Source organism: Bifidobacterium sp. WK012_4_13 (assembly GCF_041080835.1).
Classification (GTDB): Bacteria; Actinomycetota; Actinomycetes; order Actinomycetales; family Bifidobacteriaceae; genus Bombiscardovia; species Bombiscardovia fermentum.
The window spans coordinates 652,241-665,566 of sequence record NZ_CP129683.1 but is presented as its reverse complement, the minus strand read 5'-3'; the positions used below and the strand labels follow the sequence as shown (position 1 = coordinate 665,566).

The window sequence follows — 13,326 nt, the reverse complement described above, 5'->3', positions numbered from 1 at the left end:
TGCTGAAGCAATGGCTGCAATGACGTTTCAAGCAGGCATCTCCGGGCAGGCACCCCTGAAAGCGACCGCAGCAATCCATTCCCGGCCGCTTCGGATGCCGCCCAGCGCATGCCTTCCGCGTGTCGCTGCTCTCTGACATACTGGCGTGGCGATTATTCGCGGTTTTCTCACGACAAGGGGAGTGGCACAGAACATGGTGCAGGTTACGGACTACAGGCAGGCAGGCTTCGACTCGTTGTCTGACGAATTGCAATGGCGCGGTCTCATAGCTCAACACACTGATGAAACACGTCTTTATGAGACGCTCAATGGCAAGCCGATCAGCTTCTATGCAGGCTTCGATCCCACAGCTCCCTCGCTCCATATCGGCAATCTCGTCCAGCTCATCAACATGCGCCATCTTCAGGCCGCAGGGCATCGCCCATATGCGCTTGTCGGGGGAGCGACGGGACTGATCGGCGATCCCCGCGAATCGGGTGAGCGAACGCTCAACCCGGCTGAGACCGTCGAACGTTGGGTCGAGCGCCTTCGTGACCAGATAGGCCGTTTCCTCTCTTCGGATGGCGACAATGCGGTGCAGTACGTCAACAACCTTGACTGGACTGGCAAGATGTCGGTCATCGACTTTCTGCGTGACGTCGGCAAGAACTTCCGACTCGGAACCATGCTGAACAAGGATATCGTGGCTCGTCGTCTCAATTCAGACGAAGGGATCTCATTCACGGAATTCAGCTATCAGGTCTTGCAGGGCAATGATTTCCTGCATCTTTTCGACAGTCACGGCTGTGTGCTTGAGCTGGGGGGCAATGACCAGTGGGGCAATCTTGTCAGTGGCCTTGACCTGATTCACAAGGTGCGTGGCGAGAACGTGAGCGTGATGACGTCTCCGATCATCACCGACGCCCAGGGCAAGAAGTTCGGCAAGTCAGAGGGTGGCGCAATCTGGCTTGATGCGACGATGCTCAGTCCATATCGCTTCTATCAGTTCTGGTTCAACCAGCCTGACGATCAGGTCATCAGACTGCTGAAGTACTTCACCTTCCTTCCCAAGAGCGAGATCGAGCAGCTTGAGGCAGAGGTGAGCGAGGATCCTGGTGCGCGGCATGCGCAGAGGACGCTTGCATGGGAGGTGACGAGCTTCGTCCATGGTGAGCATGCGACCCAGCAGGCGATCGATGCCGCCTCGGCGCTGTTCGGGCGTGGAGCGGACCTGCGTGAGATCGATGCGGATACCTTGGAGGCCTCGTTGGAAGGCGTAAGGGTGCCGTCCACCGATGGAAGCGAGCCGGACTTCGCCAAAGCCGCGACCGGTGAACGCATCGTGGAGGCCGCTGTGAGCGCAGGCCTGTTTGCTTCCGTCTCGCAAGCGCGTAAAATCATCACATCGGGTGGCATGTATGTCAACAACGCCCGTGTCGAAGACACCGACGCCGAACTTGGTGTCAAAGACTTTCTGCAAGGTGGATTCGCAGTGATTCGCAGGGGAAAGAAAACAATAGGAGCCGTTCGCCTGCAGGGCTAGTGCCGTTCGATGTCTTGCGACCTCGATGAGTCGAGATCCAAGGATCATGCAGCGGCAACAAGAAAATAGTGAGTGATTGTGTGCGGTGACGTCTCAGCATGGACGACAGGCGCGTTGGCATCATTGGGATGCCGGACAAGGTATGGAATAAGGATTGAATATGGCAGAGCGTGAAGGCAATTCAGGGCAGTCGGGAAAAGACAGAGGACGCGGCAGAGCTGGCGGGAATCAGTCAAGAGGATCCTATAGGGGTCGTTCGGACAGCAATCATTCATCTTCCCGTTCGGGTTTCGGCCCGCGCAGGAACTCGCATTCCCATGGAGACTCATCATCGCGTGGCGGCTACGGTTCGCGTGGACCGTCAGGCGATCGCCGCAGGCAGGAAGGCCGGAGCTTCAACTCCGAGAACCCTGATGCATCGGGTGAGCATAGGAGCCATGACAGTCACGAACGTCATTTCGGTGACTCACGTCAATTCGAACATGGCCGTTCGCGTGGCGAGGGTGGCAATGGTGGTCGTCGTTTCGGCGGGGACCGCCGAAATGCAGGTGGCCGCCGCTTTGGCAACGACCGGCGTGATGGGGACAGACGCAACGATGGCGATCGTCGTGGCTTCGGTGGGCATGGAAAATCAGGTGAACGCCGCAGCGATTACGGTGAGCGCCGCTTCAGCAATGACCGACGCGGCAATGATCAGCGCGGTGATGGCGATCGTCGTGGCTTCGAGGGGCGTGGCAATTCAGGCGAACGCCATTCGGGAGACCGTCGATTCGATAGCCGCAACCGAGGAAACGACAGTCGCGGCAACGCAGACCGTCGCGGCGGCAACGCCGACCGTCGTTTCTCTAACAGACGTCAATCTCCCGGCGAGAGCCGTGAGGGTGGCGAGCGTCGCAGCTTCCGCAAGAACTATGGCAATGATGACCGCCGCGGCAATCGCAGCGAGAATCGTGGCGGTGAGCGTCGCAGCTACGGCAACCGTAATTCCGAGCATCGTAATTCTGAACACCGCGGCTTCGATAGGCGTGGTGACAATCGTGACGGCGGCCGCAGCTACGGCAATCGTCGCTTCGACCGTAATGACCGTAATGATCGTAATGACCGCCATTTCGACCGTTCCAACAGCCATGGCGATCGCCGTGATGACCGTCGAGGCAATGATCGTAATGACCACTACGACCGCAATGATCGCTACGATCGTAATGACCGTCGAGGCAATGACCGCTTTGATCGCAATGACCATAATGGCCGCCATTTCGAACATCGTGATTCTGACAGAAGAGCCGGGGGCAGCCGCGAGCACGGTGATGGAAGGCGTTTCGACCGCCGAGGCTCCGATAATGCCTATCGTCGCGACGAGCATGGCCATGACCTGCCACGTCGCAATTCCGATGGCACGATCAGCTTCCCATCGCAGAACCCGTATACGGATCGTCGTCCGGACGAGCCACGCATGCCGCGCGGCATGGAATGGTCGATGCTTTCCAAGGACGAGAAGGAGCATCTGCGAGGTCTGAGCAAGGAGCACGCGGAGAATACCGGCCTGCACATGCTGGCCGCCTATGCTCTTGAGGAGGATAATCCCAAGGCTGCGCTCGACCACGCGAAGTGGGTTGCCCGGCAGGCTTCCCGAGTCGACATCGCACGTGAGACGCTCGCCTTCATCGCGTATCGTCAGGGTGAATACAAGCTGGCCATGCGCGAGTTCAGAACGGCTTTCCGCATGAACGGATATTTGGACTATCTTCCATTCATCGCCGACTGCGAACGCGGCCTGGGCAATCCGAGGAAGGCATTGGATGTCGCTTCCTCCGACGAGGGCAAGCAGCTTCGCGGCGAGGCAAAGGCAGAGATGTTCCTCGTCTATGCGGGCGCGTTGGCGGACCTTGGTCTGATGGACAAGGCGGTAGAGACGGTGGCCACCCTGGCCAAGGCCAAGGGGCTCTCGGGGGAATATCGCATGCGCGCCGTCCAGGCGCAGCAGAACTTCCTTGAGCAGGCGGGCAAGGCTGACGAGGCTGCAGGACTCGATGATCTTCTTGACGCGCTCGAAGCGAAGTATGCCGATGCCGACGATGACGAATCCGCCGACGATATCGTGGTGGATCACGATCTGGAGGAGATTTCGGACAGCGATCTGGAATCGCTTGGCATCGAAGCAGAGGATGATCGCCGTTCGAACCGTCGTGGCGGCTACGATTCGCCTCGTGAACGTTCATATGATGCCCGTCATGCCGACGGAGAATCAGCGGCGGATGCCGGGGTTTCTGAGAGCGCTGAATCTCCTGAGAGCGCTGGAGTATCTGAGAGTGCTGTAGCTTCCGGAAACTCTGCAACGTCCAATGATTCCCAGCCAGTGTTTTCTGAAGATGTGTCTTCTGAGGCTGAGCCATCGGACGCCGAACTCACCGAAAAGACCGCAGAGCCTTCCGATCATCGGACCGGAGCCAGCACTGAAGGAACCGAATCCCAGGAAGACGCGGCATCGCAGAGTGAAGCGGCTGTTTCTCAGGCCGCCGAGAAGCCTTCCGAAAGTGCTGACGCTGACAACGACTGATGCTGAGAACGACTAACGCTGACAACGACTAAGGTTGATGACGATGAATCACACAAGGTGTCTCAAAGCAAGCGAACAGCCTCTGGCACGGCGCTATGCCCTCGCTCTCCTGGATCTCGACGGGGTGGTGTATCGAGGCGACGATCCGGTGGTCCATGCCTCCGAAGGCATTGCCAAGGCTCAGTCGGAGGGCATGAGACCGTCATACACGACCAACAATCCTTCGCGATTCCCCGACACCGTGGCCGAACAGCTGCGTGGTCTCGGCGTGGATGCCGACGGTTCCGACATCATAACTTCCGCGATCGTCGCGGCAAGAATGCTGACCCACCATCTTGCGACCGGCGCGAAGGTGCTCATTGTCGGCGCCGAGCATCTTCGTGACGAGGTGCGCAAGTCGGGCTTCGAGGTGGTTGACGATGCCCGTGCCCACCCGGATGCCGTCCTGCAGTCATGGCACAAGGATCTGAGCTTTGACGAGCTGGCACAGGCAGCCTATGCGATCGAGCAGGGAGCCGAATATTACGTCACCAACCGTGACATGACGATTCCTCGTGAACAGGGCATCGCTCCCGGAAACGGTGCAATGCAGCTGCCGATAATCGAAACGACGGGCAAGCATCCGCTCGATTCGGCAGGCAAGCCCGAATCTGCGATGTATGACGAGGCGAGAACGCTCTTCTCCCATACGGATCAGCCCATTCCAGGCGACGCGTGCCTCCCCGTCGGCGATCGTCTCGATACCGACATCGAGGCAGCGAACCGCGGTGACTACGATTCATTGGTGGTCCTTACCGGTGTTGCCACGCCAAGGATGATCATGACTGCCTCATCCATGCAGAGGCCCACGTTCATCGCTCGCGACCTGCTTGGGCTCGACATGGCTCACCCCGCAGCGACACGACTGGGCGAAGGGGAGTGGCGCTGCCGCGGTTGTGTGGTTCGCCGCACCGGCACCCTGTTCGAACTTGATGCCTCCGACGAGGCAATGGGTTCCTATGATGGCTTGGATGCCCTGCGTGCGGCAAGTTGCGCCGTCTGGGAAGCCATGGATGGTGGCATGGATGCGAATCTGATCGATGTCACATCCATCGAACAGGCAATCGATGCAGGCTCGCGGGGTGAGTGAGTTCGTGGATTCGACATACGGCGATGCTCTGGGACAGGCGGGCATGGACGCGGGATCATCCGCGCAAGCCATGGATGCGAGGTCATCCGCGAAGACTAATGACACGCCCGGCAATGATATCGAGCGGCGCTTTCCCGAGCTTTCGAACATCGAGGGGGCGGAGCTGGGCGATCAGGTGCAGACCTTCACCTCCGTGCTGAAGAAGCTGCAGCAAGAGCTGGATGATGCGTCACACTGATGGCACGCAAGCTCAGTCGGTGACGCGGCTGGACCAAGAGCTTGTCATACGAGGTCTCATACGGTCACGAACCAAGGCGCAGCAGGCCATAGCCACCGGGAAGGTCCAGGTGAATTCGCGCATCGTCACCAAGAGCTCCCTTCCTGTGAGCGTCGAGGACAGGATTTCGGTCGATCTTGGTGAGAATTATGTCTCCCGCGGCGCGTTGAAGCTGGCCGGTGCCTTCGAGGCGTTCACCCCGCTGGGTCTTCCCGACGCAAGGGATATGGATTGCCTGGACATCGGCGCATCCACGGGTGGATTCACGGATTTCCTCTTGCGGCGTGGTGCCAGGCGGGTCATGGCGCTGGACGTCGGACATGGTCAGCTGGACGAGCGCATAGCATCCGATTCCCGCGTCCTTGAGATGGATGGTCTCAACATTCGAGACGTCTGTGCCAAGGATCTGCCCTTCGATCCCGGATACATCGTCTCGGATGTTTCGTTCATCTCGCTTACCTACGTCATTCCGGCAATAGCATCGTTCCTGCGACGAGATGCCACTTGCATATTCCTCGTCAAGCCGCAGTTCGAGGTCGGACGGAAACGTCTGGGACATCACGGCATAGTCGAGAGTGAGGCACTCCGAGAAGAGGCATTGCGCAGCGTTGTCGACTGCGCGCGCGGCAACGGCTTCTCGGTGCGCGGCTCTGCCCCGTCGCCGATAGAGGGCACGCATGGCAACAGGGAATACCTGCTCTGGCTGGAATTTCGAGTCGCCTGAGTCTGACGTCCCCTCGTGCAGCATGACCTTCGATGTCAATGCGATCGTTGATTTTTAGCCAACGGCCCCAACTTTCTGCGGGTGAGATTAGGATTGCTTGCAGAACAGGAAGATTGCCGGAAGCGGCGCCATCTGCTTGGGGAAGGAACATGGATCTATGATTCGACGCAAGGCTGTGGTCGTCACCCATCGGCGCATTCGTTCGAGCGGCAATGTCGTCAGCGAGGCGGTGGAGCATCTCCAGGAATCCGGTTTCACGGTCAAGGTCATCGATAATCTGGAGGCTCCCGCCTATGGGGCGCAACCTCGAGTCGTCGACGACGATACCGAGATAGTCGTGGTTCTCGGTGGCGATGGTACGATGCTCGGCGCTGCTGAGTTGGTGAAATGCACGAACGTGCCTATAGTCGGCATCAACCTTGGGCATGTCGGGTTCCTGGCGGAATTCGAGAGCTTCCAGATGAGCGAGGCGATTGGCAAGATCGCCGATCGCGACTATTCGATCGACGCGAGGATGGTGGCTCACGTGGATGTGTGGCTGCCCGAATCCAAGCAGCCGATCACCGACTGGGCACTGAACGACATGACACTCGAGCGTTCCGATCGAGGCAAGATGGTTGAGCTCAGCATCCGGGTCAATGACGTCGAGATGAGTTCATTCGGATGCGACGGGGTGATAGTCGCGACGCCGACGGGATCGACGGCCTACGCCTTCTCTGCCGGCGGTCCCATCGTATGGCCTGACGTCCAGGCACTGCAGATGGTGCCTCTGGCCGCGCACGCGCTGTTTGCAAGACCATTGATCATCGGTTCAAGTTCGACCTTTACCTTTGACGTCCTTGACGAATCGACCTCAGACGGTTGGATCTGCTGTGACGGACGTCGGCAGCGCTGGGTTCCCAAGGGTTCTCGCGTCCTGGTCCGCGAGTCGCGAGACAGGCTGCGGCTGGCACGTCTCTCGGGCACGTCGTTCACCAAGCGACTTGTGACCAAATTCAGCCTGCCCGTGATAGGGTGGCGCGAAAGCCGCCATTATGAAGGGCAGTTCGGGAACATGAGCTATGAACAGTCCCGCAGACCAGAGGGCGCCGAGACGATTCTCGGCTCAGTCGATTCAAGTGCCAAGGCATCTTATGATCGTCCAGTGCAGGATGCCACGGATGGGGACGCCAATGCTTGAGGAGCTGGAAATCCGCAATCTTGGTCCGATACGTCACGCGAATCTCGGCTTTGGCGCTGGAATGACTGCGATCACTGGCGAGACCGGTGCCGGAAAATCCATGCTTCTGGATGCCATACGTCTGATATCCGGGGCAAGTGCCCAGACGGGGCGCACCGATTCGTCGGATCGGGATGTATGGGCACAGGGCATCTTTCATGTTGCCGAGGGGTCCGAGGCGTCCTCCATCGCGCTGAGCGCGGGGGTGGAGGCTGAGGATGGGGAGCTTTTCCTGACTCGCTCGTTGCCCGCGCAGAGACGTTCACGTGCGATTCTCAATGGTCATACGGTGCCACGGTCGCTGCTTCATGACGTGGGCATGGAACTGGTCACCATTCATGGACAGTCGGATCAGATGAGACTCGCATCCACGGCACGGCAACGGGAAATGCTTGACCGCTATGCCCAGAACGAGGAATTGAAAGATCGCTACAGCGCACTCTGGGGCTCATTGCAAGACTTGGACGGGCGCTTGAGCGCCTTGACACGGCAACAGGAATCGGCGAACGATCGCGCTGACTATCTGCGTGAATCCATCGCCAAGATCGATGCTGCCTCTCCGAAGTCTGGTGAGCTCGAGGAGCTCAGGTCACGGCGCGAACGCATAGAGAATGCTGCGACCATCATCCAGGGGGTGAACGATGCGCTGTCTTCGCTCGACGCTTCGCAGATTGGCGTGGACGAGGACCAGCCCGACGCCATCGTGAAAATCCATGCAGCGATACGAGCCTTGGAGGATATCGGCGTTCCCGCTGCCTTCGACGAGATCGTGAAGCGGCTGCAATCGGTGGATGAGGAACTTTCCGACATCGTGTTCAGCCTGGCAGGGCAGCTCGATGGGGACGACGAGGATGGCGACCTGGATGCCATCAACTCACGCATCCACACGCTGAACGACCTGGTGCAGCATTGGGGCACCGACATCGGGGAAGTGATGCGATGGCGGGACAGGGCGCAGCTTGAGCTGGAAGACCTGGAAGCCTCGCCTGAGCATGTCGCCGAGCTCAAGGAAAGACGAATCGAAGTGTTGAACCAGCTTGCCGCCGCAGCTGCGCGGCTGTCGCAATCGCGCACGCATGCCGCCGTGAAGCTCGGAGCGCATGTGAGTGCCGAGCTTGCATCATTGGCAATGCAGGGGTCCCGCCTTGAGATCAAGGTCACGTCTCGACTGCAGCCTCGCAGTGATGCTCCGGATCACAAGCCGAAGGATGCTTCCACGCATGTGTCCTCGGAAACCCTCGAAGCTGGTCTGGACTCTCACGGTTGCGACGACATCGAATTCGTGTTCACGCCTTTTCCCGGATCGCCCGGACTGCCCATGGGAAAAAGCGCCTCGGGCGGTGAATTGAGCCGACTCATGCTGGCATTGGAGCTGTCTATGGTCGGAAGGGCTCCTTCCGGATCGCCTGAATCCAGAGATTCCGGGGATCCCAAGGCTTCTGAGAACCTGGGAGAGCATGCTGAATCTGGGCATGCTGAATCGGACCATGCTGAACCTGGGCATGCTAAATCGGAGCATACTGAATCCCTGACGTCGTCTTCTGAGACATCTCAGCCCGATGGAATGGTCTTCATCTTTGACGAGGTCGATGCCGGCGTTGGCGGCAAGGCGGCCGTCGAACTTGGGAAGCGTCTTGCGACGCTGTCGCGCAGGGCTCAGGTGATTGTGGTGACGCATCTTGCCCAGGTCGCATCATGGGCGCAGACCCAATACACCGTCAGCAAAAGTTCCGTTGCCGATTCAGCCGTCGAAGGCGGCGCTCGCATCGAGACAATCGTCAACAAGGTCGAAGGCGAGTCACGAGAGCATGAGATCGCTCGGATGCTCGCTGGAAGCGAATCCACCACTTCGCTGCGCCATGCCCGGGAGTTGCTCGAATCGAGCACGATATAGCGAAGGCTGCGAGCGGGCTGTGGTCGCTTCGCACTTCGTCGTGGAAGTTCAGCACTGCATTCGAGGCAGTATGTGCAAAACCACCGCGCACGAACCCGCTCGGACCTGTTAGCGCAAGGATTGCACTGCCGAATTATTCTGGAAGCGCGTTGCCAGCCTCTGAATCAGGATGGTCGTGGCCATTCTTGCCGTTGCGCGGATTGCGCCCCTGCTCGCGCTGCAGGAACGCCTCTGCCTCGGCAATGAGCTCCTTCGCCTCATCGCTGGTCATCTCATCGCTCTCTGCCGCAAGGGTCTTGGTGTCGACCTGCCGTTCGAGACGCTTCACATAGTCTGCCAGGTCGTCGTTGCAGCTGAGGAGCATGGAGGCCTGTGCTTTCCATTGCTTGCCTTTCGTAGGCAGATCCCCTTCGCTGAGCTTGACGCCGAGGAGCTGAGAGAGCTTGTGCAGGAGCTGCAGGGTTCCCTGTGCGCATTCATCGCTGCCAAGGTACTGAGGCACCGAAACCCATACGGAATCGGTTTCGAAGCCGTGATCCTTCGCGATGGAATCAAGCACGGTGGTGATGCCGACCGGACCGCAGTGGTCGTCGACCCCGCCACAGTTGCAGTCTCCGGAGTAGACATCAATGGGCAGAGCACGTGTATGCGGACAGTCCGCGAACATGGACCCAAGCGTTATGACATGGTCGACGTCGTATTCCTCGGCGATATGAAGATTCTGATGGCAGTATTCCATCCAGCGGTAATTCGGTTCTGGGCCCATTTCGGCCAGAATCGTGTGGGCATCGTCGATGTGGATTTCATAGAAGGTGGTTTCCGGCCACACGATTCGACCGTTGCCCTGAACGAAGCACATCATCGGACGAGTGGTCTGGTAGTCATAGAAGCCGTCACAGCTGATGCGGGCAACCTCGTTCGAGTCATAGGTGTCGATAAGGTGGCGGACCACGTTCGAAGCAGCCTGACAGGCATCGTTCCACCCCTCGAATGCCGATACGAGGACGCGTCTGGTTTGGAATGTTTCTTCACTCACATGACCTACAGTAACGTGAATCGGGGTCAGCTTGGATTTTTGCCGAAAGCAAGATATCGGTAGGGCGTCGAAAGCATGCGGCGCAACACTCCAAGCACCGCCGATTTATGCTGCGAATGCTGGTTTTCGAGGCATGCACGACACGCAATTTGCGCAAAGCCGAATAGTTAGATATAGTAGTCAATCGTGCTTGGAGCTGTTCCAATCAACGGTTTCCTAAGTATGCGGGCATAGCTTAGTTGGTAAAGCGCGACCTTGCCAAGGTCGAGAGCGCGGGTTCGAGTCCCGTTGCCCGCTCGAGGTCCGAGCAGTTAGACCTGTCACGGTGGGTTAGCCAAGCGGTTAGGCAGCGGCCTGCAAAGCCGTTTAGACGAGTTCGACTCTCGTACCCACCTCGCATTCGAGAGAATGATTGGGCGGTTGGCGCAGAGGTAGCGCACTTCCCTGACACGGAAGGGGTCACTGGTTCGATCCCAGTATCGCCCACGGTTGAGGTTCACTGCTCGTGAACCTCGCTGCTGTTGTGCAGGCTTTCATCGGAAAGTCTTTCTAGAGTTCGGGCGATTGGCGCAGCGGCTAGCGCACTTCGTTCACACCGAAGGGGTCGCAGGTTCGATTCCTGCATCGCCCACCCGATTCACTCGCTGCATCATCACTGTTTCAATCTTGCTTCGCAGTCGTTTCATTCCTGTTTCCATCCTTGATCGATTGCCGATTCATCGGATTCACGTCATGAATCAATATGCCTTTTTTCTTTGTCCTGTGAGGCCCTCGCGGCTATGAGGGCTGTGTCGTACTGTCATATGGCCGTCGTGTCATCTTGCGCGTTCTCGTGTCCCTCATCTGGGCCGGTTTTCAAGTTTTGGGGACTTGCCGAAGTAGAACATGGTCAAATCGTTGCAACTGCGGTTGGCATCACGCCATTCTCGGGGCTTTATACTTCGGCAAGTCCCCAAAACTTGAAATTAGCCGACTGAACACGCCGATTTCCGGCGTCTGCGGTGTCCAGATGCAAATGTGCGCGTGCAATCCGGGTGTCCGATGCGACACTCATCGCGTCGAGAATCGAGCGTCGAGCGTCGAGCGTCAAGTGACAGGGGTCTGCTGCCACTGCGCACCAATGCATGACGATGCTCAATGCCTGATATGCAGGCCATCCACAGGTGTGACGAAGACTCTGTGCCAAACAATCAGTGCACAAACCAAGTGCCCCATGACCGATGCCCAAACCGAGTGCCCATGACCGGTGCCCCGTTACCGGTGCATCGCCGTCAGCTCCGCCGATGCTTCATAGTGCGCACCGCTAGCGAAGGCCAGTAATCAGGCTGAGCAGCGAGGCCCAGACGGCGTGGATGCCGCCGAAGGATTGCGTCATCCACGTTGCGCCGATCCAGAGGAACAGCAGATTCCACAGTGCCCAGACAATGATCCACAGAAGTCCGGGAATGCCCGTCGTGCGTGATATCTGGTCGGCATCGGATCCCTGCCCCTGACCTCTGAAACGCATGGATTGCAGTTCGATCAGAGGGCGGATGCCGCCTAGCAGCATGAACCATGAGAGAAGGTATGCGGCGCTTGAGCGGATCTCGGCTTCCGCTCCCCAGGAGATTCCGGCGACGATGGCAATCGATGCCACGACCGCCACAATCCCGTATCCATTTCGGATGCGGGTGAGCATCAGCAGCAGAAGCAGCACCAGAATCCATAGTGCTCCGGTCACATACCCAGCGGTGGTGAGCCAGGCGCAGAGGATGCCGATCAGAGAGGGGGACGCATATCCTGCGAAGCAGGTGAGCGCGTACCCGAATCCCGAGGACTTTCCCGAACTGACCGTAACGCCGGAAGTGTCGGAATGCAGCTGAATGTAGTTCAGTCTCCTTCCCGAGATGAGCGCGGCGACGGCATGGCCGCCTTCGTGCGCGATGGTTATCGCGTTGCGGGTGATGCTCCACACCGGAGAGATGACGATAGCCAGAATCGAGAAGAGCAGCAGCAGCGTGAACAGACGCTGGTCCGGCGCGGGTACTGGGGTAAGCGATGCAGTCCAGATCGTGTGGAATATCTGTCGGACAGCATCGGCGATCGAACTGATGTCGGTGCCTGAGGCGAATTCATGAACCATGCTTCGAGATGATAGCGCCCAATTCTGCGATGCAGCTAAGTTTTTGGCACTGTTGAAGATATGAGTCCTCGATCTGGCTTGGCAGAACACCAAAAAGTGGCGTATTCACCATGGAATCCCGTCGCGTTTCGTCCTGGATACCTGAGGAAGTGCCAAAAACATTGATGCTCACCCTCTGAGCCGCGCGATTGCCTTCGATCAGCGGTACGCGTCGTTGAGAAATTCCAGTTCCCAGTGGGTGGCCTTCGCGAAGCGGGCAGACAGCGCGTGGTCGTCCGGGTCGCCGACGCGGTTCAGCTCATCGATCAGGAAGTCAACCCATTCGATGAACCCAGCCTCCCGATGGACCCTGACCCAACCGAGGTTCTGCTCCTTGCGTGGCAGAACCCTGCCCTGGTCCGTCAAACGCTGCGCCCATTCGAGATACAGCGATTCTGCGACGCAGAGCACCGCAAGTATGTTCGCATACCTTCGGGTATCCACAGTGTCGGCGTAGAGTCGGGCCATTCCCACCGATGATGGCGTGAGCGTGGGCCTGTCAAGCTCGGCTGGGGTCACCTTGAACTGACGGAAGCGGTCGCGAAAATAACTGTCCTCATCATTGGCGATGAATCCAAGCTGCCTGCCCAGACGTATCTTCGATTCAAGCCGGTCGGCCGATGCGACCGCCTGCCCAAGCAGCGAATAGAATCCGTCGGTATACTGCCAGTCCTGAATCAGATACTTCCTCAGAACCTTGTCGTCGAGCGTGTCTGAGACAAGCTCACGGTTGAATCGATGATTCACCGCAGCATCCCATTCCTCGCTGCATGCTGACTTGCATGTCTCGTAAGCAGTCGTCATATT

Annotated in this window: 11 protein-coding genes and 4 tRNA genes; 12 read left to right on the top strand and 3 right to left on the bottom strand. The window is 58.4% G+C overall.

Annotated elements, in window-relative coordinates; all coding sequences use genetic code 11:
• Positions 1–193 precede the first annotated feature (193 nt).
• The 8 genes from tyrS to QN062_RS02660 all read left to right on the top strand — a co-directional run bounded on the left by tyrS (position 194) and on the right by QN062_RS02660 (position 9,322).
• Positions 194–1,522: a tyrosine--tRNA ligase gene (tyrS, locus tag QN062_RS02690; RefSeq protein ID WP_369342069.1), complete on the top strand. Its 1,329-nt coding sequence runs from the start codon at positions 194–196 to the stop codon at positions 1,520–1,522.
• Between the two features lie 170 nt (positions 1,523–1,692).
• Positions 1,693–3,039 carry a hypothetical protein gene (locus QN062_RS10075; protein WP_404984661.1) on the top strand — a complete coding sequence of 449 codons (1,347 nt, stop codon included), beginning with the start codon at positions 1,693–1,695 and terminating at the stop codon, positions 3,037–3,039.
• Positions 3,000–4,079, top strand: a complete 1,080-nt coding sequence (locus QN062_RS10070; RefSeq protein ID WP_404984659.1) for a hypothetical protein — start codon at positions 3,000–3,002, stop codon at positions 4,077–4,079. Before QN062_RS10075 ends, QN062_RS10070 begins: the two co-directional genes overlap by 40 nt.
• 43 nt (positions 4,080–4,122) lie before the next feature.
• Positions 4,123–5,208: an HAD-IIA family hydrolase gene (locus QN062_RS02680; RefSeq protein ID WP_369342068.1), complete on the top strand. Its 1,086-nt coding sequence runs from the start codon at positions 4,123–4,125 to the stop codon at positions 5,206–5,208.
• A complete protein-coding gene (locus QN062_RS02675) occupies positions 5,201–5,446 on the top strand; it encodes a hypothetical protein (RefSeq protein ID WP_369342067.1) in 246 nt (81 codons plus the stop codon). The genes QN062_RS02680 and QN062_RS02675 overlap by 8 nt, the downstream gene beginning before the upstream one ends.
• Entirely contained in the window at positions 5,433–6,209 is a 777-nt protein-coding gene (locus QN062_RS02670; protein ID WP_369342519.1) for a TlyA family RNA methyltransferase, read from the top strand. Before QN062_RS02675 ends, QN062_RS02670 begins: the two co-directional genes overlap by 14 nt.
• A 157-nt stretch (positions 6,210–6,366) precedes the next feature.
• On the top strand, positions 6,367–7,389 hold the full coding sequence (locus QN062_RS02665; RefSeq protein ID WP_369342066.1) for an NAD kinase: 1,023 nt from the start codon (positions 6,367–6,369) through the stop codon (positions 7,387–7,389).
• A complete protein-coding gene (locus QN062_RS02660) occupies positions 7,382–9,322 on the top strand; it encodes a DNA repair protein RecN (RefSeq protein WP_404984809.1) in 1,941 nt (646 codons plus the stop codon). The genes QN062_RS02665 and QN062_RS02660 overlap by 8 nt, the downstream gene beginning before the upstream one ends.
• A gap of 133 nt (positions 9,323–9,455) precedes the next feature.
• On the opposite strand, the gene QN062_RS02655 is transcribed toward QN062_RS02660, so the two are convergent.
• Positions 9,456–10,358 (bottom strand): PAC2 family protein, encoded by a 903-nt coding sequence (locus tag QN062_RS02655; protein ID WP_369342064.1) that lies wholly within the window; start codon positions 10,356–10,358, stop codon positions 9,456–9,458.
• Positions 10,359–10,582: 224 nt separating this feature from the next.
• Here QN062_RS02655 and QN062_RS02650 point away from each other — a divergent pair.
• The 4 genes from QN062_RS02650 to QN062_RS02635 all read left to right on the top strand — a co-directional run bounded on the left by QN062_RS02650 (position 10,583) and on the right by QN062_RS02635 (position 10,989).
• Positions 10,583–10,655, top strand: a tRNA-Gly gene (locus QN062_RS02650).
• A gap of 27 nt (positions 10,656–10,682) precedes the next feature.
• A tRNA-Cys gene (locus QN062_RS02645) sits at positions 10,683–10,753 on the top strand.
• Positions 10,754–10,772: 19 nt separating this feature from the next.
• Positions 10,773–10,844, top strand: a tRNA-Val gene (locus tag QN062_RS02640).
• Positions 10,845–10,916: 72 nt separating this feature from the next.
• Positions 10,917–10,989, top strand: a tRNA-Val gene (locus tag QN062_RS02635).
• 672 nt (positions 10,990–11,661) lie between these two features.
• On the opposite strand, the gene QN062_RS02630 is transcribed toward QN062_RS02635, so the two are convergent.
• Positions 11,662–12,480, bottom strand: coding sequence for a M50 family metallopeptidase (locus tag QN062_RS02630; RefSeq protein ID WP_369342063.1), 819 nt, complete (start codon positions 12,478–12,480; stop codon positions 11,662–11,664).
• A gap of 198 nt (positions 12,481–12,678) precedes the next feature.
• The gene (locus tag QN062_RS02625; RefSeq protein ID WP_369342062.1) at positions 12,679–13,323 is read right to left on the bottom strand and encodes a TenA family protein; all 645 of its coding nucleotides are present in this window, start codon (positions 13,321–13,323) and stop codon (positions 12,679–12,681) included.
• Positions 13,324–13,326: the final 3 nt, after the last annotated feature.

Excerpts from the sequence above, each read along its gene's own strand:
- QN062_RS02660 (WP_404984809.1), top strand. The coding sequence starts at position 7,382 with ATGCTTGAGGAGCTGGAAATCCGCAATCTTGGTCCGATACGTCACGCG.
- QN062_RS02665 (WP_369342066.1), top strand. The coding sequence starts at position 6,367 with ATGATTCGACGCAAGGCTGTGGTCGTCACCCATCGGCGCATTCGTTCG.
- tyrS (WP_369342069.1), top strand. The coding sequence starts at position 194 with ATGGTGCAGGTTACGGACTACAGGCAGGCAGGCTTCGACTCGTTGTCT.
- QN062_RS02630 (WP_369342063.1), bottom strand. The coding sequence starts at position 12,480 with ATGGTTCATGAATTCGCCTCAGGCACCGACATCAGTTCGATCGCCGAT.
- QN062_RS02625 (WP_369342062.1), bottom strand. The coding sequence starts at position 13,323 with ATGACGACTGCTTACGAGACATGCAAGTCAGCATGCAGCGAGGAATGG.
- QN062_RS02680 (WP_369342068.1), top strand. The coding sequence starts at position 4,123 with ATGAATCACACAAGGTGTCTCAAAGCAAGCGAACAGCCTCTGGCACGG.
- QN062_RS10070 (WP_404984659.1), top strand. The coding sequence starts at position 3,000 with ATGCTTTCCAAGGACGAGAAGGAGCATCTGCGAGGTCTGAGCAAGGAG.
- QN062_RS02670 (WP_369342519.1), top strand. The coding sequence starts at position 5,433 with ATGCGTCACACTGATGGCACGCAAGCTCAGTCGGTGACGCGGCTGGAC.